We start from the raw sequence: 24611 nt of genomic DNA on the forward strand, positions 1-24611 counted from the left end.
TCCGACGGACATCCGGTGGGCGCCCCCCCCGCCGACAACCGCGGAGGTCTCCCACGTGCACGCCAGGACCGGGCTCGCCGCTGTCGCCGTACTGCTGACCGCCGGTTGTGCGGCGGAGGCCCCGCGGGTGGCGGTGCCGGCGGCGGAACCGGCCACGGTCGAGATGGCGGCGGCCTCGTCGGGCGGCGCCTGCCGGCTGCTCGACTTCTCGGTGATCACCAAGCACACCGGCGGGAAGTTCGACGTGGCCGCCGCGGTGGACAAGGGCGACACGCACACCTGCGTGGTACGCGCCGAGCGCGCCCTGCTGCCGGAGTTGACCCTTACCGTCACCGACACCTCGATCGACACCTCGGGCTTCACCATGGACGTGCTGCCCCGGGGCGCGAAGAAGGTCACCAAGCTGGGAAAGATCGCCTACAAGCAGACCCTGCCGAAGGCGGGCCGGGCCGGCCCGGCGGCCGAGGTGGGCTGGCTCGCCGCCGAGGGACGGCTGATCACTCTGCGGTGGACCGGCCCGCGCAGCGGCACGGCGGCGCAGGCGGAGAAGATGGCGGCGCGGCTGGTCGGCCTGGCCCAGGCGCTGGACACCCGCAAGTTCTGACCGCCGGATCAGCGAACGGCCGGACCCGCGAACGGGCGGAAACCGCCGGGTCAGCGGGCGGCGACGAACACCCGGGAGGCCACCTCGCGGGGCAGCCGGACCCGGTCACCGGAGCGGTCGATGGACACCCCGTCGCGCTCCTGGGCCACGGTGACCGTGGCGCCGGGGTCGACGCCGGCCGCGTGCAACTGGCGCAGGACGTCCGCGTCGGTCTGCACGCTCTCGCAGATCCGCCGCACCACGACCTGACCGGAGAGCCCCGGGAAGGCCAGGTTCCGTTCGCCCTCGGCCGGCTCGGTCTCCGGCTGCCCGGCCTCGCCCAGCTCCTCCAGCCCCGGGATCGGGTTGCCGTACGGCGAGCGGGTCGGGCGGTTGAGCAGGTCGTAGACCCGCTTCTCCACCGCGTCGCTCATCACGTGCTCCCACCGGCAGGCCTCCTCGTGGGCCTCCTCGTAGGGCATCCCGATCACGTTGACCAGCAGCAGCTCGGCCAGCCGGTGCTTGCGCATCACCGAGACCGCGGAGCTGCGGCCCAGCCCGGTGAGCGTCAGGTGCCGGTCGCCCTCGACGGTGAGCAGGCCGTCCCGCTCCATCCGGGCGACGGTCTGGCTGACGGTGGGGCCACTCTGCTTGAGCCGCTCCGCGATCCGGGCCCGCAGCGGCGGCACCCCCTCCTCTTCCAGCTCGAGGATGGTGCGCAGGTACATCTCGGTGGTGTCAACAAGGTCGTGCTTCACGATCAGTGGCCTCCCAGCGATCGATGCTACCCCGGACCAGCGACGATCGGCCGCCGCCGAACCGCGAGGTCGCTACCCGGATGGTGTTGACTGGACCGCATGTCCGGAACCGCTGACCTGCTGGTCGAACCCGACCGGCTCGCCGCCGAACTCGACCACGCCGACCCGCCCGTCCTGCTCGACGTGCGCTGGCGGCTGGCCGGGCCGCCCGGCCGGGACGACTACCTCGCCGGGCACCTGCCCGGCGCCGTCTTCGTCGACCTCGACACCGAGCTGTGTGGCCCGCCCGGCACGGCCGGGCGGCACCCGCTGCCCGACCCGGCGGCCCTGCAGGCCGCGCTCCGGTCCGCCGGCGTCCGCGCCGGTCACCCCGTGGTGGTGTACGACGGCGGCGACGGCATGGCCGCCGCCCGCGCCTGGTGGACGCTGCGCTGGGCGGGTCACCGGCCGGTCCGGGTGCTGCACGGCGGCTTCCCGGCCTGGGTCGCCGCCGGCCGGCCCGTCTCCACCGAGGCGCCCAGCCCGACCCCGGGGGACGTCACCGCGGCACCGGGCGCGCTGCCGGTGCTCGACGCCGCCGAGGCCGCCCGGCTGGCCGCCGCCGACCCCGGGGTGCTGCTGGACGTACGGGCGGCCCCGCGCTACCGGGGCGAGACCGAGCCGGTCGACCCGGTCGCCGGCCACGTGCCGGGGGCGGTCAACCTGCCCGCCCCGGAGTACGTCGCCGACGGCCGGTTCCCCGCCGCCGCGGCGCTGCGCGAGCGGTTCGCCGCCGCCGGGGTGGCCCAGGACACACCGGTCGGGGCGTACTGCGGCTCCGGGGTGACCGCCGCGCAGGCCGTGCTGGCCCTGCACCTCGCCGGCCGCCCGGACGCCGCCCTGTACGTCGGGTCGTGGAGCAACTGGGTGGCCGACCCGGACCGGCCGGTGGCCACCGGCGCGACACCGCCGCCCTGACCAGCGCGTGCGGCGCGCGCGCGTGCGACCATGGCCGTATGGCCGACGACACCGTGGTGGTCTGGGACGAGGCCCTGCTCGCCTACGACATGGGTGACCATCCGCTGGACCCGGTCCGGGTCGAGCTGACCATGGCGCTCGCCCGCGACCTCGGGGTGCTCGACCGGCCCGGGGTGCGGCTGGTGAAGCCGGAGCCCGCCGACGACGCGCTGCTGACCCGGGTGCACGACCCCCGCTACCTGGACGCGGTACGCGCCGCGCCCCGGGACCCGCTCTTCGCCGGCTTCGGCCTGGGCACCTCGGACAACCCGGTCTTCGACGGGATGCACGAGGCCAGCGCGCTGATCGCCGGGGCGAGCGTGGCCGCCGCCGAGGCGGTGTGGCGGGGCGAGGCCCGCCGGGCGGTCAACGTGGCCGGCGGGCTGCACCACGCCATGCCGGCCCGGGCCTCCGGGTTCTGCGTCTACAACGACCCGGCGGTGGCCATCGCCCGCCTGCTCGACCTCGGCGCGGAACGGATCGCGTACGTGGACGTCGACGTGCACCACGGCGACGGGGTGCAGGAGATCTTCTACCGGGATCCCCGGGTGCTCACGGTCAGCCTGCACGAGACCCCGCTGGCGCTCTTCCCCGGCACCGGGTTCCCGGACGAGACCGGCGGGCCGGGCGCCGAGGGCAGCGCGGTGAATTTGCCGCTCCCGCCGGGCATCGGCGACGCCGGCTGGCAGCGCGCCTTCCACGCCGTCGTGCCGTCGGTGCTGCGCGCGTTCCGGCCGCAGATCCTGGTCACCCAGTGCGGTGCCGACGGGCACCGGCTCGACCCCCTGGCCGACCTGCACCTCTCCGTCGACGGGCAGCGTGCCACCTACCTGGCCCTGCGGGCGCTCGCCGACGAGCTGTGCGAGGGGCGCTGGGTGGCCACCGGTGGTGGCGGGTACGCCCTGGTCGAGGTGGTGCCCCGGGCGTGGACGCACCTGCTCGCGGTGGCCACCGGCGAGCCGGTCGACCCGGCCACCCTCACCCCGCTGGGCTGGCGGGAACTGGCCGCGAAGCGCCGGCCCGGGCACGAGATCCCGCTGCGGATGACCGACGACGTGGACCCGGCGTACGAGCCGTGGCAACCCAACGGCGAGCCGGACGCGGTGGGGCGGGCCGTGGCGGCCACCCGCCGGGCCGCCTTCCCGCTGCTCGGGCTCGATCCGCACGACCCCCGCGACTGACCGGTGACCACTGTCGAGCAACCGGTGGACGTGCTGCTCAGCGACGGCACGACCGTCCAGCTGCGACCGATCCGCCCGGACGACGCGGCGGCCATCGTGGCGATGCACTCGCGCTTCTCCGAGCGCACCCGCTACCTGCGCTACTTCTCGCCGTACCCGCGCATTCCCGAGCGGGACCTGCACCGCTTCGTCAACGTCGACCACCGGGACCGGGAGGCGTTCGTGGTGCTGGCCGGCGACCTGATCGTCGCCGTGGGCCGCTACGAGCGGCTCGGCCCGGCCTCCCCGGAGGCCGAGGTGGCCTTCGTGGTGGAGGACGCCTACCAGGGCCGGGGGATCGGCTCGGTGCTGCTGGAGCACCTGGCCGACGCGGCCCGCCGGTACGGCATCGTGCACTTCGTCGCCGAGGTGCTCCCGGCCAACGGGACGATGCTGCGGGTCTTCTCCGACTTCGGTTACCAGGTCCAGCGCCAGTTCGCCGACGGCGTGGTGCACCTGACCTTCCCGATCGCCCCCACCGAGGCGACCCTGGAGGTGCAGCGCGGCCGGGAGCACCGCACCGAGGCCCGCTCGATCGCCCGGCTGCTTGCCCCGCGCCGCATCGCCGTGTACGGGGCCAGCACCACCGGTCAGGGCGTCGGCGCGGCCCTGCTCGGGCACCTGCGCGACGGCGGGTTCACCGGCGGGATCGTCCCCGTGCACCCGAGCGCGGCCACCGTGGCGGGGCTGCCCGCGTACCCGTCGGCGGCCGACGCCGGGATCGACGTCGACCTGGCGGTGGTGGCCGTCGCCCCCGAGGCGGCCATGGACGTGGTAACCGACGCCGCGCGGGCCGGCGCGCACGGCCTGGTGGTGATCTCGGCCGGCTTCGCCGAGGCCGGCCCGGCGGGCGCGGCCCACCAGCGGGCCCTGGTCCGCGCCGCGCACCTGGCCGGGATGCGGGTGGTCGGCCCGAACTGCCTCGGCGTGGCCAACACCGACGACAAGGTACGCCTCAACGCCACCCTCGCCCCGGTGCTGCCCGCCCCGGGCCGGGTCGGCGTGTTCAGCCAGTCCGGCGCGTTCGGGGTGGCCCTGCTCGCCGAGGCGTCCCGGCGCGGGCTGGGCCTGTCCAGCTTCGTCTCCGCCGGCAACCGCGCCGACGTCTCCGGCAACGACCTGCTCCAGTACTGGCAGGACGACCCGGGCACCGACGTCATCACGCTCTACCTGGAGACGTTCGGCAACCCGCGCAAGTTCGCCCGGCTGGCCCGGCGGATCGGCCGGGACAAGCCGGTGGTGGCCCTCGCGTCGCTGGCCCGCCCGCCCGGGGTCGGCGACGCCCCGGCGCTGGACGCGGTGGCGGTCAGCGCGCTCTTCGCCCAGTCCGGGGTGATCCGGGTGGACACCGTCGCCGAGCTGCTCGACGTCGGCGTGCTGCTGGCCCACCAGCCGCTGCCGGCCGGCCGGCGGGTGGCGGTGGTCGGCAACTCGTCAGCGCTGACCGGGCTGGCCGCGACCGCCTGCGCCGCCCAGGGCCTCACCGTCGCCGACGGCTACCCGAACGACGTCGGTCCCCGGGCCGGCGCCGCCGCGTACGCGGCCGCGCTCGCCGCCGCTGCTGCCGACGAGCGGGTGGACGCGGTGGTGGCGCTCTTCGCGCCGCCGCTGCCCGGCCAGCTCACCGATCCGGAGGCGGACTTCACCGCCGCGCTGCCCGACGCGACGGCGGTCGGCAAGCCGGTGGTGGCGACCTTCCTCGCCGGCCGGGTGCCCGCCGGGGTGCCGGCCTACCCGAGCGTGGAGGAGGCCGTCCGGGCCCTCGCCCGGGTCAGCCGGTACGCCGACTGGCTCCGCCGGCCGCCCGGCGTGCTGCCCGAGCTGGACCGGGTGGACCGGGCGGCCGGGCAGGCCGCGCTGCGGGCCGACGGCGCCGACCCGGCCGCGCTGCTGCGGGCGTACGGGATCGACGTGGTGGAGTCGGTGCCGGCGGGCTCGGCCGACGAGGCGCTCGCCGCGGCCGGGCGGCTCGGCTGGCCGGTGGCGCTCAAGGCCGCCGCCCCGGGCCTGCGGCACCGGCTCGACCTCGGTGCCGTGCGGCTCGACCTGGCCGACCCGGTCGCGCTGCGCCGCGCGTACGCCGAGATGGCCCCACTCTTCGGCGCGGACGTCCTGGTCCAGCCGATGGTCCCGCCGGGCGTTGCCTGCGTGGTGGAGCTGGTGGAGGACCCCGCGTTCGGGCCGGTGGTCGGCTTCGGCCTCGGCGGTGTGGCGACCGAGCTGCTCGGCGACCGGGCCTGGCGGGCGGTGCCGCTGACCGACCGGGACGCCGCCGAACTGGTCGACGAGCCGAGGGCCGCGCCGCTGCTGCGCGGCCACCGGGGTGCCGCCCCGGTGGACCGGTCCGCCCTGGTGGAGCTGCTGCTGCGGGTCGGCCGGCTCGCCGACGAGCAGCCCCGGGTGCGTTCGCTCACCCTCAACCCGGTGCTGGCCCGGCCGGACGGCTTCGCGGTGCTGCACGCCACCGTCCGCACCGGCGCGGAGGCGCCCCGCCCAGACACCGGCCCCCGCCGGTTGTGAGGCGGGGGCCGGTGTCCGGGCCTGCGGGTGCGCTCAGCAGGCGTACGCCTCCAGGCGGTTCGCCCGCTCCGGGGAGCGCAGCTTCAGCAGGGTGATCTTCTCGATCTGCCGGATCCGCTCCCGGGACAGGCCGAACTCGCGGCCCACCTCGTCGAGGGTGCGCTGCCGGCCGTCGTCCAGGCCGAACCGCAGCCGGATCACCGCCTGCTCCCGCTGGGAGAGGGTGGCCAGCACGATCCGCACCTCGTTGCGCAGCTCGCCGTCGGCGGCGGCGTCGCCCGGCTCCTGACGCGGGTCCACCGCCGCGACGAAGTCACCGAGCGCGCTCTCGCCGTCCTCGCCGACGGCCTGGTCCAGGCTCACCGGTTCCCGGTCGTACGAGATCAGCTCGATCACCTGGTATTCGGGGATCTCCAGCGCCCGGGCCACCTCGGCCACCGTGGGCTCCCGGCCCACCGTGACCGACAGCTCCCGGCGGACCCGGACCATCCGGTTGACCTGCTCGACCATGTGCACCGGGATGCGGATGGTGCGGGCCTGGTCGGCCATGGCGCGGGTGATGGCCTGGCGGATCCACCACGTGGCGTAGGTGGAGAACTTGTAGCCCTTGGTGTAGTCGAACTTCTCGACCGCGCGGATGAGGCCGAGGTTGCCCTCCTGGATCAGGTCGAGGAAGGCCATGCCACGGCCGGTGTAGCGCTTGGCGATGCTGACCACCAGCCGCAGGTTCGCCTCCAGCAGGTGGTCCTTGGCGGCGCGGCCCTCGGCGGCGATCAGCTCCAGGTCGGCGCGCAGGTCGGGGGAGAGCGGGCGGCAGGCGGAGAGCTTCTCCTCGGCGAAGAGGCCGGCCTCGATCCGCTTGCTGAGCTCGACCTCCTGTGCGGCGGTCAGCAGCTTGGTGCGCCCGATGCCGTTGAGGTACGCCCGAACCAGATCGGTGGAGACGCCGCGCTCGTCGGTGGCGTCCAGGTCGGTGAGGGCGTCGGAGCCGAGCTCGGCGTCGATGGTGGCAGCCGGGCGGGTCTGGTGCTCGATCATCTGCAGGGCCATCTCTGTCTCTCCCCGTGTCCTTTGTGCCGCGTACCGGAGTCCGTGCCGCGCACCGGCGCGGTGGGGCCGGTGAGGAACAGCTTGGCGGTCGGGGCGTGAAACGGGAGTGAGGCGATCGGGGACCCGACAGCAATCGCGGCGGAACGCCGGCTGCCGGTTGCCCGATCCGGTTACCGTGCCAGCGGCCGGCCATCCGGACCGGCACGTACAGCGATCGGAGGACGCGGTGGTCTTCAAGCGGCTCATGCAGGCGATGGGTGTGGGCGGTCCGTCGGTGGAGACGGTGCTGGCCAACCCGAACTGCCGGCCCGGTGGCCAGCTCGAGGGCCGGGTCCAGGTGCTCGGCGGGGACCATCCGGTCGACGTGAGCTACGTCGCACTCGGGCTGGTGACCAGGGTCGAGGTGGAGAGCGGCGACTCCGAGTACGACACCACCCAGGAGTTCGGCCGCCGGCAGGTGACCGGGGCGTTCCGGCTGGAGCCGGGGCAGCGCTACGAGGTTCCGTTCCGGTTCGACGTGCCCTGGGAGACCCCGCTGACCGACCTGTACGGCCAGCACCTGCACGGTATGACGATGGGGCTGCGGACCGAGCTGGAGGTGGCCCGGGCGGTCGACAAGGGCGACCTGGACCCGGTGGCGGTGCATCCGCTGCCGGCGCAGGAGCGGCTGCTGGAGGCGCTGCTGCGGCTGGGCTTCCGGTTCGCCCGCGCCGACGTCGAGCGCGGCCACCTCTACGGCGTGCACCAGAGCCTGCCGTTCTACCAGGAGATCGAGTTCTACCCGGCGCCGCAGTACGCGCGGGCGATGAACCAGCTCGAGGTCACCTTCGTGACGAACCCGCAGCAGGTGCAGGTCGTGCTGGAGCTGGACAAGCGGGGCGGCCTGTTCACCGAGGGCCGCGACGCCTTCGGCCGGTTCACCGTCGACCACGCCACGGCCGACCGGACCGACTGGGCGGCCCAGCTCGACGCCTGGCTCCGCCAGTCGGTGCAGCGCCGCGGCCTGTTCTTCTGACCGTGGCCGGTGGGCCACGGGCCACGGCTCGTGGCCTGCCGGTCGCGAGGCGCGTCCCACGGGCTGCGGCCCGTCGGCCGGTGGCGGTGGCCGTCGGCCGGTGGCGGTGGCCCGTCGGCCGGCTGTGGCCCGTCGGCCGGTGGCGGCGGTCAGGCCCAGTGGTGGCGGGCGGCGTGCCAGCCCAGCTGCATCCGGGTCTGCACGCCGGCCAGGTCCATCAGGTGGCGCAGCCGCCGCTGCAGGGTCCGCAGCGAGAGGTCCAGCTGGGCCGCGACGACCTGGTCGGTGAGCCCGGCCAGCAGCAGCGCCAGGACCTTGCGGTCCAGCTCGGTCAGGCCGTCCGCGTCCTCGCTGGCCGGGTGGTCGCCGGCCGCGCCGGTCAGCGCCTCGGCGTCGAGCGGGTGGGCGTGCCGCCAGACGTTCTCGAACAGGGCGTCCATGGCCGTCAGCAGTCCGGTGCGGTGCAGCAGCACGGCGGCGGGCTCGCCGCCCGGCGTGGCGGTCATCGGCACCAGCGCCAGCTCGGCGTCGGCCAGGATCAGCTTGATCGGGAGGGACTCGACGACCCGGACCTGGACGCCGTCGCGCAGGGACTGGAGGGTCTCGGCGATCACCCCGGGTTCGGCGAGGGTCGGCCGGTCGATCACCACCCGGAACCGCACCCCCTGCGCGACCGCCACCGACTCCACCGGGTTCTCGCCGGGCGGCACGGCGATGAAGGGCGAGGTGACGAAGGTCCGGACCTCGGCCCGGGCGGCGTGCTGCACCTGCGCGAACCGGTGCCCGACGGCGTCGCGGCCGGTGACCACCTCGATGAGTTCGTCGATGGCCCGACCCGCGGTCGCCGCGCGGTACTCCTCGGCGAGCGTGACCAGGGCCAGTTCGGCGCTGCGCAGGGCGCTGCGCTGCTCGCTGATCAACGCCCCGAGCGCCACGGCGGGCGGCGCCACCGAGAACTCGTCGTTCGGCCCGTGCTTGACCAGGCCGCCGGCGATCAGGTGGGCCAGTGCGGCGCGGACCGTGGCGACGGGCATCCGCAGGGCGGCGGCGAGCGCGGCGGGGTCCGCCTGGGCCCGCCGGACCAGCAGGCCGTAGACCGCCTCGTCGTCGGGGCCCAGACCCAGCACGCCCAGCATCGGTGGCTGCCTCCCTCCGCGCGCGGCAGGGAGAGTATCGGCCACAACCATGGATCTTGAACAGGGGTTGGCACGGGACGAGGCCCAGGTGGGGCCCCCGGACGGTGCCGGTCCGGGGGCTCCACCGGGGCGGCTCATCGCAGGCCGTACGCCCGGATGAGTTCCTGCCGGATGCCGAAGCCGGCGTCGGTGCGCGCCTGGGCGCGTACCGAGACGAAGCCGCCCGGCCGCTTCGGCAGGGCCAGCGAGCCGGACCACCGGTCGCCGGCGCCCCGGCTCAGCGTCACCGGCTGCCAGCTGGCGCCGTCGTCGTAGGAGACCTCCAGCCCCACCGAGGTGACCGTGCCGGTGCCGCTGCCGCCCGGCTGCGGTCGCGCCGTGACGCTGATCGGCTGCCGGGCGCCCGCCCGCACGTCGCCGCGCAGGTCGGTCTCCAGCGCGTAGTCGAGCTGGAGCAACGCGAACGGGACGAAGGTGTCCGCCTGGTTGGACCCGGAGACGAAGTCCCACTCGGTGTGCGTACGGGTGGACAGCCGCCACTCCTCCGCGGGCCGTGACGCGTCCAGCACCAGGCGGTACGGCAGCGTGCCGGCCGGCACCTCCGCCCACTGCAGGTCGGCGTTGTACCGGTTCTCGTGCAGCAGTGTGTCGCCCTGGTAGAGCTTGAGCGACGTGGGCACCGAACCCCACTCCAGGTTGCCGCCGTGCTCGAGCACGTCGTCCGACGGGCTCCACGCCTGCACGTTCAACGTCAGGTAGTCCTGGTAGCGGCTGTTGCGCACCCCGAACGCCCGGTTGAAGGCGGGCCGGACGGCGGGCGCGAACCAGTCCAGCCCGGTGGTCGTGCCCCGGCGGTAGGTGTTGAGGTAGGCCGTGTCGGTCCAGGTGGCCTGGCTGTGCACCTCGTGCCAGACTACGTCCGGGGTGACCCACTCGGTGCGGGTGCCGGGGTGCCACTCCGACTCCGGGAAGCCGACGGCGGGGCTGAACGTCATGTCGTACCGGTAGCCGGCGCCGGGCGTGTCCCGGACCGCGTGATAGCGGGCGTCGATCCGGGCCAGGTCGTGGCGGCCCGGCCGGTAGCTCAGCGCCCGGTCCGGCACCTGGCCGGGCCAGACCTGGGTGAGGTCGTAGACGTAGCTCGCGTACGGCGTGCGGGTGACGGTCAGCCTCGGCGCGCCGGCCTTCGCCACCTTGATCAGCTCCGCGCCGGCGTCACGGTGCACCGTGGCGACCGGGATCGGGGACTCCCCGACGTACTCGTTGAGGATGCCGGGACCGTCGTTGACGACGAGCAGCAGCTTCGCGCCGGCGGCCGCCGCGGCCGCCGCCCGGTCCGGCGCGGCGACCGCGTCGCTGCGGGTCACCACGGCGATCCCACCCTGGACGGCGAGGCCGGCGTACTCGTCGGGACCGCCGGTGCCGGCGTAGACCGGCCGCAGCGTGTCGGCGCCGGCGGTGAGCGTCGCGCCCGGCTGCACGGTGGCGTCGATCGGCAGCCGGCCGGGGGCCGTCAGGCGGAGCATCGGCTCGCCCTTGCGCCAGCGGGCCGCCATGGTGAACGACCCCTGGGTGACCTTCTCGGTCGGCAGGACGTACAGGTCGTCGTAGCGCACCGGGAGTTGGTACGCCTCCCGGAAGCTGTCGCCGTCGGCGTAGCGGACCTCGAAGTCGAGCCGGCGCTGCCGGTCCTCGGTGGGCTGCGGCGCGGTGGTGTCCAGCAGCCGGGCGCGGCTGGCGTCCAGCACCACCTCGGCGGCGCGGTCGAGCACGGTCTCCGGGTCCACCAGCAGGGCGAAGCCCAGCGCGTCCGGGCGCCGGCCGGGGACGTCCAGCGCGGCCTCCACGGTGTACGTCCCCGGCGGCAGGCGCAGGGTCCGCTCGCCGTTCACCGCGTACTGCCACGGGTACCACTCGCCGGCCTTCTTCACCACGACGGTCGCGTTGGCCGGCGTGCCGTCCCGGCCGCGCAGCTTGATCGTGAGGTCGTACCGCTCGTCCTCCTTGAGCAGGGCGAGGGCGGTGCGGGTGACCGCCTTGCCGGTGGCCCGGTCGGTGCCGACCAGGTAGCCGGTGAGCTGGCCGTAGGCGGTCCCGCGCGGGTCGCCGGTCACCGGGACGGCCACGCTGGCGCCGGCCGGCACGGTCACCGAGGAGGCGCCCGGCGTGAACGGCCCGTCGCCGGTGACGGCCAGGTCGAGGGTGACGGCCGCGGCGCCGGAGTTGGTGAACGTCACCGGCCGGGTGACCGGGGCATCGGTGGGCTCGTGCGGCCACTCGAAGTTGCCGAAGAAGGCCGAGCCGGTGGCGCGTACGGTGTTCCGCACGGCGGCCGCCACGTCCAGCCGGCCGGTGCCCACCTGGTACGGGTTGTAGCTGTCGGTGAGCCGCTTCGCGCTGCTCGTCAGCGCCTCCTTGAGCTGCTGGCCGGACCAGTCGGGGTGCCGCTGGGCGAGGATCGCCGCGGCGCCCGAGACGTGCGGGGTGGCCATCGAGGTGCCGTCCATGCTCTGGTAGCTGCCGGAGCCCGCGCTGCTGCCCGAGCGGGCCGCGGTGATGCCGACGCCCGGCGCGGTGAGGTCGGGCTTCAGGCCCCCGCTGCCCGTCAGCGGGCCGGTGCTGGAGAACCAGGCCAGCTCGTCCTGCTTGTCGACCGCGCCGACGGTCAGCGCGCTGCCGGCGGTGCCGGGCGACCCGATGGACTGCGGCCCGGCGTTGCCGGAGGCGATCACGAACAGCGTCCCGTACCGCGCGGAGAGGCTGTCCACCGCGAGCGCCATCGGGTCGGTGCCGTCGGTCAGGGTCGCGTCGCCGAGGCTCATGCTGATCACGTCGGCGCCGGACTCGGCCGCCCACTGCATGCCGGCGAGGATCCAGGAGTCCTGGCCGTAGCCCTCGTTGTTGAGCACCTTGCCGACGATCAGGTCCGCGCCCGGCGCGACGCCGGTGTAGTCGCCCCCGGAGGCCGCTCCGGTGCCGGCGATGGTGGAGGCGACGTGGGTGCCGTGCCCGTGGACGTCGACGGTGTCCTCGCCGGGCACGAAGCTGACCTTCTCCTCGATCTGGCTGGCCAGGTCGGGGTGGCTGGCGTCGACCCCGGTGTCCAGCACCGCGACCGTCACCCCGGCGCCGTCGTAGCCGGCGGCCCACGCCTCGGGCGCGCCGATCTGCGGCACGCTCTCCTTGAGGTTGACCGTCACCCGGCCGTCCAGCCAGAGCTTGTCCAGCCCGGCGCCGAGGGTGGCGCCCGACCGGGTGGCCGCGGCGGGCGCGACGGTGGACCAGAAGGCGCGGGCCTGCTTCTTGTCGGCGGCCAGCGCGGCGCCGGTGACGCTGGGCAGGTCGCGCACCTGCCGGCTGCCCCGGGGCGGGGCCGGGCGGGCCGTGCGGGACGCCGTCCTCGGGTAGGTGGCGATCAGCGGCAGCGCGGCGCTGCGGTCGTCGTCGTAGCCCATCTCGATCAGGTCGGTGACGTTGAACAGCCGCCGGTCCAGCCGGTTGCTGCCCAGCAGCGGCAGCGCCTCGTCGGGCAGCACGTACAGGTCGCCGCCGCTCTCCTGGACCCGGACGCCGCCGGTGGCCTGGGCGGGCCGGTCGACGTCGGCCGTGGACCGGCCGTCGGCGAGGGTGGTCACGGTGACCACGTCACCGGTGATCAGCGTGACGGTGTGCCGGTCCCGGGCGGGGGTCTGCGGGGCGGCCGGCGGACCGGCCGCCCCGGCGGGGCTCGGTACCGCGGTGAATCCGCCGGCGATCAGGCCGGCGGCCGCGGCGGCGGCGAGCAGGCGCCGCCGGGTGCGGTGGGACGGGGTGCGGGGTGCGGACGGTGACATGCGACGGTTCTACCGCCGCGGCCGGGCCCGCTGAACGGCTCGCGTCGGCGGAGTACCGCCGTGGCGGGACTCCGCCACGGCGGTGGCCGGGCCGGTCGCCGCCGCCGGTGGTCAGAGCTCGAGCAGCACGGTACGCGGCCCGACGTTCACGCTCTCCACCAGCATGTGCGCCCGGAAGCGGCCGGTCTCCACCCGGGCGCCCCGGTCCCGCAGCGCCTCGACCAGCGCGTTGACCAGCGGCTCGGCCACCTCGGCCGGGGCGGCGGCGGTCCAGCTCGGGCGGCGGCCCTTGCGGGCGTCGCCGTAGAGGGTGAACTGGCTGACCACCAGGATGGCGGCGCCGGTGTCGGCGGCGCTGCGCTCGTCGTCCAGGATGCGCAGCTCGTGGATCTTGCGGGCCATGGTGGACGCGAGCTGCGGGGTGTCGGAGTGGGTCACGCCGAGCAGCACCAGCAGGCCGTCGGTGATCTCGCCGACCACCTCGCCGTCGACGGTCACCGCGGCCCGGCTGACGGTCTGCACCACCGCCCGCATCAGTCCGCCACCGGCTCGACGATGCCCCGCTCGACCAGGTGCGCCACGATCGGCCCGGCCGCCTCGGCCAGCTCGTCGGGGGTGACGTCGTGCGCGGCGGCGAGCAGCGCGAGCTGGTCGCGCAGCGGCAGCCGGCCGTCCGCCCCGCCGACCAGGGCGAGCACCAGCGGGTCGATCTCCTCGGACCAGCGCAGGCCGCGCGGCATGGCGAGGACCTGCCGGTCCACCGCCCAGCCCTCGTCGCCCATGGTGGCATCCTGCCGCAGCTGGAGCCCGTCGGCGGCGCGGTAGCGGGCGGCCAGCAGCCCCTCGGTGCCCTGGTCGCGTAGCCAGTCCTGCCGGTCGAACCACTCGGTGACCCGGTCGCCCAGCGGCGGCTGCACCCGCTGGCGCAGATCCTCCACCCGGAGCACCGGCTGGTCGTGGCCGGAGCGGCGCAGCGAGACGATGCCGAAGCCGATCGCCTCGACCTTGTGCGCGTCGAACCAGTCCAGCCAGGCGGCCATCCGCTGCGGATCGGCGGACTCGCCGACGTCGGTGAGCCAGAGGTTGACGTACGCCATCGGGTCGGCCACCTCTCGCTGGATCACCCAGGCGTCCAGCCCGGTGCCGGCGAACCAGCCGGTGACCCGCTCGGCCCAGTCCTCGCCGGTGACGTGCACCCAGTTGGCCAGGTACTGCATGGTCCCGCCCTCGGTGAGCAGGTGCGGCGCGGCGGCGGCGAGTTCGGCGCCGATCGCGTCGCCGACCCGGCCGGAGTCCCGGTAGACGTGGGTGGTGGTGCCGGGTCCGACCACGAAGGGCGGGTTGCTGACCACCAGGTCGAAGCGGCGGCCGGCCACCGGGGCGACCATGTCCCCGCGCAGCAGTTCCCAGTCCTGCCCGTTGAGCGCGGCGGTGGTGGCGGCGAAGCGCAGCGCCCGTTCCGAGACGTCGGTGGCGGTCACCCGGTCGGCGTGGGTGGACAGGTGCAGGGCCTGCACGCCGGAGCCGGTGCCGAGGTCGAGGGCGGTGCGTACCGGCCGGCGGACGGCCGCGCCGATCAGCGTCTGGGTGGCCCCGCCGATGCCGAGCACGTGTTCGGCGTGCAGCGGCCGGCCCGGGCGGGCGCTGGCCGGCACGTCGGCGAGCACCCACCATTCGTCGCCGTACGGCTCCAGGTCCACGCCGGCGCGCAGCCCGTCGCCGTGCCGCTCGACGATGCCCCCGGCCAGCGCCTCGTCGACGGTCAACGGGGCGAGCGCGGCGGCCACCGCCGCCGTCGGCTCGGTCTGGTCGCAGATGAAGACCCGGATCAGCGTGGCCAGCCGGTCCCGATCCTCGGTGGCGCGCAGCGCGGCCCGGAAGTCGTTGCGGGCCACCCCGCCGGTGGCCTGCGGGCCTAGGCGGTCGGCGATGCCGTTGGCGGTGAAGCGGGCCAGCGTCAGCGCGGTGCGCAGCGCGTCGACCCCGGCGGGGGAGAGCAGCATGTCGTGACGGTCCACGTGCTCATCCTGCCTCGGCTGCCGGCCGCGGTTGGCGGCACCCGCCGATCCATAACGCGGACGGTATCTATCGGCAACTATCTCTTTCATGTCCATCGATCCCTGGCTAGCATCTCTGCCAACATCCGTCGATGGGCGATCCGCCGGCCACAAACCGGCCCGCCCGGTAGGGAGCCAGACGATGCCCGACGTGTCCCTTCCCCGGCGGCGCGCGCTGCGTGCGCTCGCCGTCACGGCCGCCGCCGCGGCCCTCGCCGCCGCCGCCTCCACGCCCGCTCTCGCCGCGCCGACCGGTGAGATCCGGTACGCCGGCGCCGCCGACGCCGTCAGCGGCAGCTACGTGGTCGTGCTCAAGGGCGACGCGGTCGGCACCGCGAACAGCCTCGCCGCCCGCACCGCCGTGCCGGACCGGGCCGCCGGCCTGGCCAAGCGCTACGGCGGCAGCGTCGGCACGGTGTGGAGCGCGGCCCTCACCGGCTACAGCGCGAAGATGAGCGCCGCCCAGGCGCGCCGGCTCGCCGCCGACCCGGCCGTCGCGTACGTCGAGCAGGACCGGGTGGTCACCACCCAGGGCACCCAGACCGGCGCCACCTGGGGCCTGGACCGGATCGACCAGCGCAACCTGCCGCTGAACAGCACCTACACCTACCCGAACACGGCCAGCAACGTGCGGGCGTACATCATCGACACCGGCATCCGGACCACCCACAGCCAGTTCGGCGGCCGGGCCACCTGGGGCACGAACACCGTGGACACCAACAACACCGACTGCAACGGCCACGGCACCCACGTCGCGGGCACCGTCGGTGGCAGCACGTACGGGGTGGCCAAGGGCGTGCGACTGATCGCGGTGAAGGTGCTCAACTGCTCCGGCAGCGGCAGCACCTCCGGCGTGATCAGCGGCGTCAACTGGGTCACCTCGAACGCGGTGAAGCCGGCCGTGGCCAACATGAGCCTCGGCGGCGGTGCCAGCAGCACGCTCGACAGCGCGGTGGCCAACTCGATCAGCTCCGGCGTCACGTACGGCATCGCCGCCGGCAACTCCAGCGCCAACGCCTGCAACTCGTCGCCGGCCCGGGTCGCCTCGGCCATCACCGTCGGCGCCACCACCAGCACCGACGCCCGGGCCTCGTACTCGAACTACGGCTCCTGCGTGGACATCTTCGCGCCCGGCTCGTCGATCACCTCCGCCTGGCGTACCAGCGACACCGCGACCAACACGATCAGCGGCACCTCGATGGCCACCCCGCACGTGGTCGGCGCGGCGGCGCTCGTCCTCGGCGCCAACCCGTCCTACACCCCGGCGCAGGTGGCCAGCTACCTGACCACCAACGCGACCACCGGCAAGGTGACCAACCCCGGCTCCGGCTCGCCGAACCGGCTGCTCTTCGTCGTCAACTGACCCACCCGCCGGCACCCGGCCCGGTGGACCGACCCGGTCCACCGGGCCGCGCCGCGGGGAGTCGGCGGCGCGGACCGCGGCCCGCCCGGCAGGATGGGGGCATGACGCTCTCGCTGCCCATCGACCCGCAGGCCAACGAGCTGCTGGCGCGCAGCCCGCTGGCGCTGCTCCTCGGCATGGTGCTCGACCAGCAGGTGCCGATGGAGAAGGCGTTCTCCTCGCCGTACGTCCTGGCCCAGCGGCTGGGCCACGAGCCGGACGCCCGGGAGCTGGCCGGGTACGACCCGGAGGCCCTGGTCGCGCTCTTCGCCGAGCCGCCGGCGCTGCACCGGTTCCCCAAGGCCATGGCGGCCCGGGTGCAGGAGGTGTGCCGGGTGCTGGTCGAGCGGTACGACGGCGACCCGGCCCGGCTCTGGTCGGAGGCCGCCGACGGCCGGGACCTGCTGCGCCGGGTCGGCGAGCTGCCCGGCTTCGGCCGGCAGAAGGCACAGATCTTCGTCGCGCTGCTCGGCAAGCGGTTCGGCGTCACCCCGGAGGGTTGGCGGGAGGCGGCCGGCGGCTACGGCGACGCGGACGCGTACCGGTCGGTGGCGGACGTGACCGATCCCGACTCGCTGCGCCGGGTCCGCGAGTTCAAGCAGCAGATGAAGGCGGCCGCGAAGGCCGGGAAGGGCTGACCCGCCGCCGGCCGCGCCGACCGGCCGCCCGTGGGTCGCAACCGACCGGGCGGCCGTCTCGTTGGAGGCGGGGACGGCGTACCGGGGAGCGCGGATGGCGGAGCAGCGCGGCACGGCCCTGCTGCGTACCCGGGCGACGTCCGGCCGGGCCACCTTCCTGGAGCTCTTCTTCGACCTGGTCTTCGTCTTCGCGCTGACCCGGGTGTCCCAGCGGCTCTTCACCGACCTGCCGGCCACCGGCTGGGCGCTGGCCGCCGGCGTCGGCCGGACCCTGCTGCTCTTCCTGGTGCTCTGGCTGATCTGGACGATCACCGTCTGGGTGACCAGCCGGTACGAGCCGGAACGGACCATCATCCAGGCCGTCGTGGTGGGCACGATGTTCGCGAGCCTGGTGATGGGGGTGACGCTGCCCCGCGCGCTGGAGGAGCGGGCGCTGCCGTTCGCCCTCGCGTACCTGGCGGTGATGCTGGGCCGGCCCCTGGTCGTCGCGACCGCGCTGCACGGTCACCCGCGGCGGCTGGTCCCGCTGCGGCTGGCCACCTGGGCGGCGGCGACCGCGCCGCTGTGGTTGGCCGGTGCGCTGGGCCCGGACGACCTGCGCCTGCCGCTCTGGGCCCTCGCGCTGACCGTCGACTACACCGGGCTCTTCACCGGCTGGCCGCTGCCCCGGCTCGGCTCCGCGCCGACGGCCAGCTGGCGGATCGCGGGCGAGCACCTGGCCGAGCGGTACCAGCAGATCTTCCTCATCGCGCTCGGCGAGTCGATCCTGGTCATCGGGGTGACCTACAGCGGGGAGAGCTTCTCCGGTGACGCGGTCGGCCCCTTCGTGGCGGCCTTCGTCACCACGGCGCTGCTCTGGCGGATCTACTTCTACCGGGCCGGGCACCTGCTGGTCGAGGCGCTGCGGCTGGCGCGCGTGCCGGGCCGGCTCGGCACCTCGGCCACGGTCACCCACCTGGTCCTGGTGCTCGGCGTGCTCACCGTGGCGGTCGGCTACGAGGTGGTGATCGCCGAGCCGTTCCACCGCTCCGATGCGGGCCTGCTGCTCTTCGTGGTGGGGGGCCCGCTGCTCTTCCTGGCCGCCCGGGCCCGCTTCGAGTACGAGATCTTCGGCCGGATCTCGCTGCCCCGGGTGCTCGGCCCGGGCGTGCTGATCCTGCTCGTCCCGCTGCTGGCACACGGCCCCGGCGTGCTGTCCCTGTCCCTGGTGGCCGCCGTGCTGGCCGCGGTGGCGCTGGCGGACGCGCTGCGCAGCCGGGGGCGTCCGGCCGAGATGTCGGCCTCCCCGATCGGGCGGAAGGGACCGGAGAGCAGCGGCCCGGAGGCGTGAGCCTCAGGCGGCGGTCGGCCGGGAGAGCGCGGCCAGGGCGCGGCGCACGTCGGCCAGGGAGACCGTGGCGGAGTCGTCCAGGTCGGCCAGGCCGGCCTCGATCCACTGGCGCATCAGCGTGGTCACGCCGATGCCGCGTGCGTCGGCGGCCGCCCGGACCCGTTCGTACGTCTCCAGCGGCAGCCGTACCGAGCGGCTGACCATCGGCACGTCGGTGTCGGGGGCGGGCAGCTCCGCCGCGGGACTCTCGTCGATGAGGTCGGCGAGGGCGTCGCCGCCGTCGTGGAACCGCTTGGTCGCGTCGTTACGGTGCATCGTGACCGCCTCCTCGTCGGCGTGATCTCCGTACCGCCTCGTCGTAGCGCTTGGCCTCGACGTCGCTCAGCTCGCGGGCGGAGAGGATGTCCCAGTCGTTGTCGGTGCCGTCGGCCTCGGCCAGCAGCACGGCGAGGCGCCGCCCACGGTGGTCGGTCGCGTAGACCACCATGACGTCGTCGCCGAGGTGCCGGATGACCCGCCGGGTGCTGTGCAGGGCCTCCCAGACTTCCCCGGGCGTGACGTCGTAGACCCGCAGGTTGGCCAACGCCTCGTCGGTGAAGCTGAACCGGTTGCCCACGGGGCGAGCGTACCACGCACGTAACACGTACCGCCCTTGTCACGATTTTGGCCGATCAGCCGTCGAGGGTGACAGGATGAGGCGTAATCCCCTCGAGGAGGTCCGGTGAAGCGTCCGGAGTACCAGCCGATCCTGATCACCGACGCCGCGCGCAGCCAGGACGACCAGCTCACCAGCCGCCAGAAACGCTACGTGCTGATGATGGGCATCCGGGTCGCCTGCCTGGTGGCCGGCGCCATCCTGGTCGGCGTGCAGGCGCCCCTGCTCTGGCTCTGGCTCCCGCTGTGCGGCCTCGGAATGGTGCTCATCCCGTGGCTGGCGGTGCTGCTGGCCAACGACCGGCCGCCGAAGGAGCAGCACCGCCTCGCCAACAAGCTGCACCCGCGGCACCGCGACGACACCCCGCCCATGGCGCTCGCCGCCGAGGAGCGCCCGCACAAGGTCATCGACGCCGAGCCCTGACCGGTCCGGGCCGGCGCCGGCCCGGACCGCACCGGATCAGGGCGCCGGCCGGGCCCCCACCGACGAGACGGCCAGCGCGCCGAGATCCCCGGCCCGGGACAACGCCGCGCGCGGCTCCGCCCCGGCCAGCCACGCGGTGATCAGGCCGGCGGCGAAGGCGTCGCCGGCGCCGGTGACGTCCACCACCGGCACCCCGCGCGCCGGAGCCGCCTCGACCACCCCGGTCCGGTCCACCCAGACCGCGCCGGCCGCGCCCCGCTTCACCACCACCCGCCGGGCCACCGCCGCGAGCGCCCGGCCCTGCGCCGCCGGGTCCAGCCCACCGGCCAGCACCGTCGCCTCGTCGGCGTTGACCAGCAGCAGGTCGACATCGCGTACCCAGGCCAGGAACGCCGCCGCGCCGGCCCGCCGCAGCGGCGCCGCGGAGGCCGCGTCGACGCTGGTGGTCAGCCCGCGCTCGCGGGCGACGGCCAGCGCGCGCAGGCCCGCGCCGCGCGACCCGGCGTCCAGCAGGGTGTACGCGGACAGGTGCAGGTGCCCGGCGTCGGGCGCCCCGGCCAGGGCCGCCTCGACGTGGTCGGCGCTCAGCCGCAGGTTCGCCCCGCGCTGGCTGACCATGGTCCGTTCCCCGTCGTGGACGAGCACGACCACCGTGCCGGTCGGGTAGCCCTCCTGCCGCTGCACCGCGCACACCACGCCGACCCGGTCCAGCTCGGCGACCCGCTCGCGGCCCGGCTCGTCCGCACCGACCGCGGCGACCAGGGTGACCGGCGCCCCCTGCGCGGCGAGCCAGGCCGCCGTGTTCGCCGCCTGACCGCCACCGCTGAACCGGATCGTGGCCGCGGTGTCCGAGCCGGTCGCCAGCGGGCCGGCGAGCATCGCCACCACGTCGGTGATCACGTCGCCGACCACGACGATCCGGGCGCTCATGCCGCCACCTCGCCGCGCCGGGCGGGCGGCGGCACCGCGCGGCGCCGCCACCCCGGCCGCTGCCGCCGGCTCATGCGTCCGTGCCCCGGGCGGCCGCGGCGACCGCGATCCGCGCCGCCAGGTCGGCGTTGCGCAGGATGATCCGCACGTTCACCGCCAGGCTGGCGCCCTCGGTGGCCGAGTGGAAGTGGGCCAGCAGGAACGGGGTCACCGCCTTGCCGGTCACCCCCTCGCGGGCCAGCATGGCCAGCCCCTCGGCCAGGGTCCGGTCGTGCAGCGCCGGGTCGAGCTGCTCGTCGACCGGCAGCGGGTTGGCCACCACCAGCCCCCCGTGGTGCACGCCCTGCCGGTCCCGGGCCCGCAGCACGTCGGCGACCTGCTCCGGCGACTCCACCGACCAGTCCAGGTCGAAACCGGCGTCGGTGAGATAGAAGCCGGGGAAGCGGCGGGTGCGGTAGCCGATCACGCCCACCCCGAGGGTCTCCAGCCGCTCCAGGGTGGCGCCCACGTCGAGGATCGACTTCACCCCGGCGCAGACCACCGCGATCGGCGTCCGGGCCAGCGTGATCAGGTCGGCCGACTCGTCGAAGGTCTGCGCCGCCTCCCGGTGCACCCCGCCCAGCCCGCCGGTGGCGAAGACACCGATGCCGGCCGCCGCGGCCACCGCGCTGGTCGCCGCCACCGTGGTGGCGCCGTCCGCGCCGGTCGCCGCCGCCACCGCGAGGTCGCGTACGGAGAGTTTGCTCACTCCGTCGACGGTGGCCAGCCGGGTCAGCTGGGCGTCGTCCAGCCCCACGATCAGCTCGCCGGCGACCATGCCGATGGTGGCCGGCACCGCGCCGGCGTCCCGGACGGCCTGTTCGATCTGCCGCGCGACCCGCAGATTGTCCGGCCGGGGCAGGCCGTGCGAGACAATGGTGCTCTCCAGGGCGACGATCGGGCGCCCGTCGCGCAGGGCGTCGGCCACCTCGGTGCCGAAACTGATGTGAAAGTTGGTCACTTCCGCTACGGTACGGGCCGCCGTCGGGCCGGCCTGCGGTGGACCGGCCCCGGCGGACCTGCAAAACTGGAGATTTGGAGGTGGGAAGTGAGTACAGAGGTTCTCGACCGGCCGGAGCTGAAGGACGCCGACACCGGGCCGGAGATGTTCCACTACGTACGCAAGGACAAGATCGCCGAGAGCGCGGTCATGGGCACCTTCGTCATCGCGCTCTGCGGGGAGACCTTCCCGGTGACCAAGGCGGCCAAGCCGGGTTCGCCGGTCTGCCCGAAGTGCAAGGAGATCTACGACTCCTGGCGCGAGTGATCGCGGGCGGCTCCGCCGCCCGCCCACGTACCCTCCGCCGGTGACCACCTCCACCGCCCTGCTGTTCGCCGACCTCACCGGGGTCGCGGTCTTCGCCGCCTCCGGCGCCTCCGCGGCGGTGGCCAAGCGGCTGGACCTGTTCGGAGTGATCTTCGTGGGCGTCGTCGCGGCCCTCGGCGGCGGCATCTTCCGCGACCTGGTGATCGACGAGGTCCCCCCGCTGGCCTTCGCCGACTGGCGGTACGCGGCCACCGCGGCGATCACCGCCGCCGCCGTCTTCCGGCTGCACCCGCAACTCGTCCGGCTGCGCACCACCGTGCTGGTGCTGGACGCGGCCGGCCTCGCCCTGTTCACCGTCACCGGCACGCTCAAGGCCCTCGACGCGCACGTGCCGACCGTCGGCGCCTGCATGATCGGCATGCTCACCGCGATCGGCGGCGGGCTCGGCCGGGACCTGCTCACCGGGGAGATCCCGGTGGTGCTGCGCCGGGAGATCTACGCCCTGGCCGCGCTCGCCGGCTCGATCGTGGTGGCCCTGCTGGTCCAGTACGGGCGGGCCACCTCAGTGCCGCTGAGCGCCGCCGCCGCCTTCGTCTTCCTGCTGCGCCTGGTGTCGCTGCGCCGCCGCTGGTCGGCCCCGGTGGCCACGCTGCGCCCGCCGCGTACCGGCACCCGGGGCCCACAGGGCTGACCGGGGCTCCCCGCCCTCGACCGGGCCCCCCGGCGGCGGGTCACCGGGCGTCCCGACCACGCCGTGCCGCCCGCCGCGGGACGCCCCGCCACCCGGATGTGACCCGCGTGGTGTCGAGTGGGGAGAAGTGCCGCCGCTGGTTATGCTGAGTCGGCCTTCGCGGCACCCGATGCGCGAGGGCCTTTTCATGGGCGGCGGTACCCGTGGCCCTCGGCCCGGGGCGACCGCCGCTCGCCAGCGGAGAGGAGCTACCCGTGGCACCGCGGTTGCCGGCGCTCGAGACGTTCCCGCCCCTGCGTGCCTGGCAACGCAAGGCGATGGTGGAGTACCTGCGCCGCCGCACCGAGGACTTCACCGCGGTCGCCACGCCCGGCGCCGGTAAGACCACCTTCGCCCTGCGGATCGCCGCCGAACTGCTGCACGACGGCACCGTCGAAGCGGTCACCGTGGTCGCCCCGACCGAGCACCTGAAGACCCAGTGGGCGCAGGCCGCGGCCCGGGTCGGCATCCAGCTCGACGCCGCGTTCCGCAACGCCGACCTGCACTCCGCCGCCGACTTCCACGGCGCCGTGGTCACCTACGCGCAGGTGGGCATGGCGCCCCAGGTGCACCGGCGGCGCACCATGACCCGGCGCACCCTGGTCATCCTCGACGAGATCCACCACGCCGGCGACTCGCGTACCTGGGGCGACGGCGTCAAGGCCGCGTTCGAACCCGCGGTACGCCGGCTGATGCTCACCGGCACGCCGTTCCGCTCCGACGACAACCCCATCCCGTTCGTCGGCTACGAGCGGGGCGGGGACGGGCTGCTCCGCTCCCGCGCCGACTCCGTCTACGGCTACGCCGACGCGCTGCGCGAGGGCGTGGTCCGGCCGGTGCTCTTCCTGGCGTACTCGGGGGAGACCCGGTGGCGCACCAACGCCGGCGAGGAACTGGCGGCGCGGCTCGGCGAGCCGATGACCCAGGACCTCGTCGCGCAGGCCTGGCGGACCGCGCTCGACCCGGCCGGTGACTGGATGCCGCAGGTGCTGCGCGCTGCCGACGCCCGGCTCACCGTGCTGCGCGCCAACGGCATGCCCGACGCCGGTGGCCTGGTGATCGCCAGCGACCAGCAGGTCGCCCGCTCGTACGCCAAGCTGCTCGAGCAGGTGACCGGCGAGAGGGCGGCCGTGGTGCTCTCCGACGACCAGGGCGCGTCCGCGCGGATCGCGACCTTCGCGGCGTCCGAGCAGCGCTGGCTGGTCGCGGTCCGGATGGTCTCCGAGGGGGTCGACATCCCCCGGCTGGCCGTCGGCGTGTACGCGACCAGCGCCAGCACCCCGCTCTACTTCGCCCAGGCGATCGGCCGGTTCGTCCGGGCCCGGCGGCCCGGCGAGACCGCCTCGGTCTTCCTGCCCAGCGTGCCGCACCTGCTCGGCCTGGCCAGCGAGATGGAGGCCGAACGCGACCACGTGCTGGGCAAGCCGAAGGACGCCGACGGCCTCGACGACGACCTGCTGGAGCGTGCCCAGCGGGACGACCAGGCCAGCGGCGAGCTGGAGAAGAGGTTCGCGGCGCTCTCCGCCACCGCGGAGCTGGACCAGGTGATCTTCGACGGGGCCTCGTTCGGCACCGCCGCCCAGGCCGGCACCCCCGAGGAGGAGGAATACCTCGGCCTGCCCGGGCTGCTCACCGCCGACCAGGTCGCCCTGCTGCTCACCAAGCGGCAGGCCGACCAGCTCGCCGCCCAGCGGCGCCGGGCGGCCCAGCGGACCGCTGAGCCGGCCGCTGACGCCCCGGCGGCGCCGCCGGCACCGATGAGTGCCGCCCAGCGCCGGGTGGCCCTGCGCCGCCAGCTGAACGCCCTGGTGGCCGCCCGGCACCACCGGACCGGCGTACCGCACGGCAAGATCCACGCCGAGCTGCGCCGGCTCTGCGGCGGCCCGCCCAGCGCCCAGGCCACCATCGAGCAGCTCGAAGAACGCATCGCCACCGTGCAGACCCTCTGACGGCGGCCGCTCTCCCCGAACGCCCGAGACCGCCCGACATGCCGCAATTCGGCGCCGTTCTGGCGGCGTGAGGCCCCGGC

Annotated in this window: 22 protein-coding genes; 12 read left to right on the forward strand and 10 right to left on the reverse strand. The window is 75.0% G+C overall.

The features are described from left to right. The first annotated feature begins 55 nt into the window (after window positions 1-55). Complete coding sequence (locus tag ACIBPB_RS20760; protein ID WP_396841177.1) at window positions 56-604, forward strand: hypothetical protein; 549 nt, start codon at window positions 56-58, stop codon at window positions 602-604. Window positions 605-654: 50 nt separating this feature from the next. On the opposite strand, the gene ACIBPB_RS20765 is transcribed toward ACIBPB_RS20760, so the two are convergent. Continuing rightward, window positions 655-1344 carry a metal-dependent transcriptional regulator gene (locus ACIBPB_RS20765; RefSeq protein ID WP_396841278.1) on the reverse strand — a complete coding sequence of 230 codons (690 nt, stop codon included), beginning with the start codon at window positions 1342-1344 and terminating at the stop codon, window positions 655-657. A gap of 96 nt (window positions 1345-1440) precedes the next feature. On the opposite strand from ACIBPB_RS20765, the gene ACIBPB_RS20770 reads away from it, so the two are divergent. The 3 genes from ACIBPB_RS20770 to ACIBPB_RS20780 are packed head-to-tail and all read left to right on the forward strand — an operon-like array spanning window position 1441 to window position 6077. Continuing rightward, window positions 1441-2298: a sulfurtransferase gene (locus ACIBPB_RS20770; RefSeq protein ID WP_396841178.1), complete on the forward strand. Its 858-nt coding sequence runs from the start codon at window positions 1441-1443 to the stop codon at window positions 2296-2298. Window positions 2299-2336: 38 nt separating this feature from the next. Next, on the forward strand, window positions 2337-3518 hold the full coding sequence (locus ACIBPB_RS20775) for an acetoin utilization protein AcuC (RefSeq protein ID WP_396841179.1): 1182 nt from the start codon (window positions 2337-2339) through the stop codon (window positions 3516-3518). A 3-nt stretch (window positions 3519-3521) separates the two neighbouring features. Next, window positions 3522-6077, forward strand: a complete 2556-nt coding sequence (locus ACIBPB_RS20780) for a GNAT family N-acetyltransferase (RefSeq protein ID WP_396841180.1) — start codon at window positions 3522-3524, stop codon at window positions 6075-6077. Between the two features lie 33 nt (window positions 6078-6110). Here the strand turns inward: ACIBPB_RS20780 and sigB are convergent, their stop codons facing one another. Further along, on the reverse strand, window positions 6111-7127 hold the full coding sequence (gene sigB / locus ACIBPB_RS20785; RefSeq protein WP_396841181.1) for an RNA polymerase sigma factor SigB: 1017 nt from the start codon (window positions 7125-7127) through the stop codon (window positions 6111-6113). Between the two features lie 226 nt (window positions 7128-7353). Between sigB and ACIBPB_RS20790 the strand changes: the two genes are divergently transcribed. Beyond that, window positions 7354-8142 carry a sporulation protein gene (locus tag ACIBPB_RS20790; RefSeq protein ID WP_357314768.1) on the forward strand — a complete coding sequence of 263 codons (789 nt, stop codon included), beginning with the start codon at window positions 7354-7356 and terminating at the stop codon, window positions 8140-8142. Window positions 8143-8291: 149 nt separating this feature from the next. Here the strand turns inward: ACIBPB_RS20790 and ACIBPB_RS20795 are convergent, their stop codons facing one another. The 4 genes from ACIBPB_RS20795 to ACIBPB_RS20810 form a co-directional block, all read right to left on the reverse strand. Next, window positions 8292-9278: a transcriptional regulator TrmB gene (locus tag ACIBPB_RS20795; RefSeq protein ID WP_396841182.1), complete on the reverse strand. Its 987-nt coding sequence runs from the start codon at window positions 9276-9278 to the stop codon at window positions 8292-8294. 134 nt (window positions 9279-9412) lie between these two features. Further along, window positions 9413-13111 carry a S8 family serine peptidase gene (locus ACIBPB_RS20800; RefSeq protein ID WP_396841183.1) on the reverse strand — a complete coding sequence of 1233 codons (3699 nt, stop codon included), beginning with the start codon at window positions 13109-13111 and terminating at the stop codon, window positions 9413-9415. Between the two features lie 111 nt (window positions 13112-13222). After that, window positions 13223-13645 (reverse strand): D-aminoacyl-tRNA deacylase, encoded by a 423-nt coding sequence (gene dtd, locus ACIBPB_RS20805; protein WP_396841184.1) that lies wholly within the window; start codon window positions 13643-13645, stop codon window positions 13223-13225. Then, complete coding sequence (locus ACIBPB_RS20810) at window positions 13645-15129, reverse strand: methyltransferase (RefSeq protein ID WP_396841185.1); 1485 nt, start codon at window positions 15127-15129, stop codon at window positions 13645-13647. The genes dtd and ACIBPB_RS20810 overlap by 1 nt, the downstream gene beginning before the upstream one ends. 181 nt (window positions 15130-15310) lie before the next feature. On the opposite strand from ACIBPB_RS20810, the gene ACIBPB_RS20815 reads away from it, so the two are divergent. From ACIBPB_RS20815 to ACIBPB_RS20825, 3 genes are all read left to right on the forward strand, one after another. Then, complete coding sequence (locus ACIBPB_RS20815) at window positions 15311-16531, forward strand: S8 family peptidase (protein ID WP_396841186.1); 1221 nt, start codon at window positions 15311-15313, stop codon at window positions 16529-16531. Window positions 16532-16632: 101 nt separating this feature from the next. Continuing rightward, the gene (locus ACIBPB_RS20820) at window positions 16633-17208 is read left to right on the forward strand and encodes an HhH-GPD-type base excision DNA repair protein (protein WP_396841187.1); all 576 of its coding nucleotides are present in this window, start codon (window positions 16633-16635) and stop codon (window positions 17206-17208) included. Between the two features lie 94 nt (window positions 17209-17302). Beyond that, window positions 17303-18538, forward strand: coding sequence for a low temperature requirement protein A (locus ACIBPB_RS20825; RefSeq protein ID WP_396841188.1), 1236 nt, complete (start codon window positions 17303-17305; stop codon window positions 18536-18538). Between the two features lie 3 nt (window positions 18539-18541). Here ACIBPB_RS20825 and ACIBPB_RS20830 read toward each other — a convergent pair whose 3' ends face one another. Then, entirely contained in the window at window positions 18542-18853 is a 312-nt protein-coding gene (locus ACIBPB_RS20830) for a hypothetical protein (RefSeq protein WP_357314750.1), read from the reverse strand. After that, window positions 18843-19154 carry a hypothetical protein gene (locus tag ACIBPB_RS20835; protein WP_231934773.1) on the reverse strand — a complete coding sequence of 104 codons (312 nt, stop codon included), beginning with the start codon at window positions 19152-19154 and terminating at the stop codon, window positions 18843-18845. Before ACIBPB_RS20835 ends, ACIBPB_RS20830 begins: the two co-directional genes overlap by 11 nt. Before the next feature lie 105 nt (window positions 19155-19259). On the opposite strand from ACIBPB_RS20835, the gene ACIBPB_RS20840 reads away from it, so the two are divergent. Further along, complete coding sequence (locus ACIBPB_RS20840; RefSeq protein ID WP_396841189.1) at window positions 19260-19616, forward strand: DUF3099 domain-containing protein; 357 nt, start codon at window positions 19260-19262, stop codon at window positions 19614-19616. 36 nt (window positions 19617-19652) lie between these two features. On the opposite strand, the gene ACIBPB_RS20845 is transcribed toward ACIBPB_RS20840, so the two are convergent. After that, entirely contained in the window at window positions 19653-20546 is an 894-nt protein-coding gene (locus tag ACIBPB_RS20845) for a carbohydrate kinase family protein (RefSeq protein ID WP_396841190.1), read from the reverse strand. Between the two features lie 70 nt (window positions 20547-20616). Next, on the reverse strand, window positions 20617-21546 hold the full coding sequence (locus ACIBPB_RS20850) for a pseudouridine-5'-phosphate glycosidase (RefSeq protein WP_396841191.1): 930 nt from the start codon (window positions 21544-21546) through the stop codon (window positions 20617-20619). Window positions 21547-21633: 87 nt separating this feature from the next. Here ACIBPB_RS20850 and ACIBPB_RS20855 point away from each other — a divergent pair, with 87 nt between their 5' ends. From ACIBPB_RS20855 to ACIBPB_RS20865, 3 genes are all read left to right on the forward strand, one after another. After that, window positions 21634-21852 carry a DUF3039 domain-containing protein gene (locus ACIBPB_RS20855; protein WP_357314736.1) on the forward strand — a complete coding sequence of 73 codons (219 nt, stop codon included), beginning with the start codon at window positions 21634-21636 and terminating at the stop codon, window positions 21850-21852. 40 nt (window positions 21853-21892) lie between these two features. Next, a complete protein-coding gene (locus ACIBPB_RS20860; protein ID WP_357314734.1) occupies window positions 21893-22543 on the forward strand; it encodes a TRIC cation channel family protein in 651 nt (216 codons plus the stop codon). Between the two features lie 254 nt (window positions 22544-22797). Continuing rightward, window positions 22798-24531 carry a DEAD/DEAH box helicase gene (locus ACIBPB_RS20865; RefSeq protein ID WP_396841192.1) on the forward strand — a complete coding sequence of 578 codons (1734 nt, stop codon included), beginning with the start codon at window positions 22798-22800 and terminating at the stop codon, window positions 24529-24531. Window positions 24532-24611 lie beyond the last annotated feature (80 nt).

Source organism: Micromonospora sp. NPDC049836, from assembly GCF_044465125.1.
Taxonomy (GTDB): domain Bacteria; phylum Actinomycetota; class Actinomycetes; order Mycobacteriales; family Micromonosporaceae; genus Micromonospora.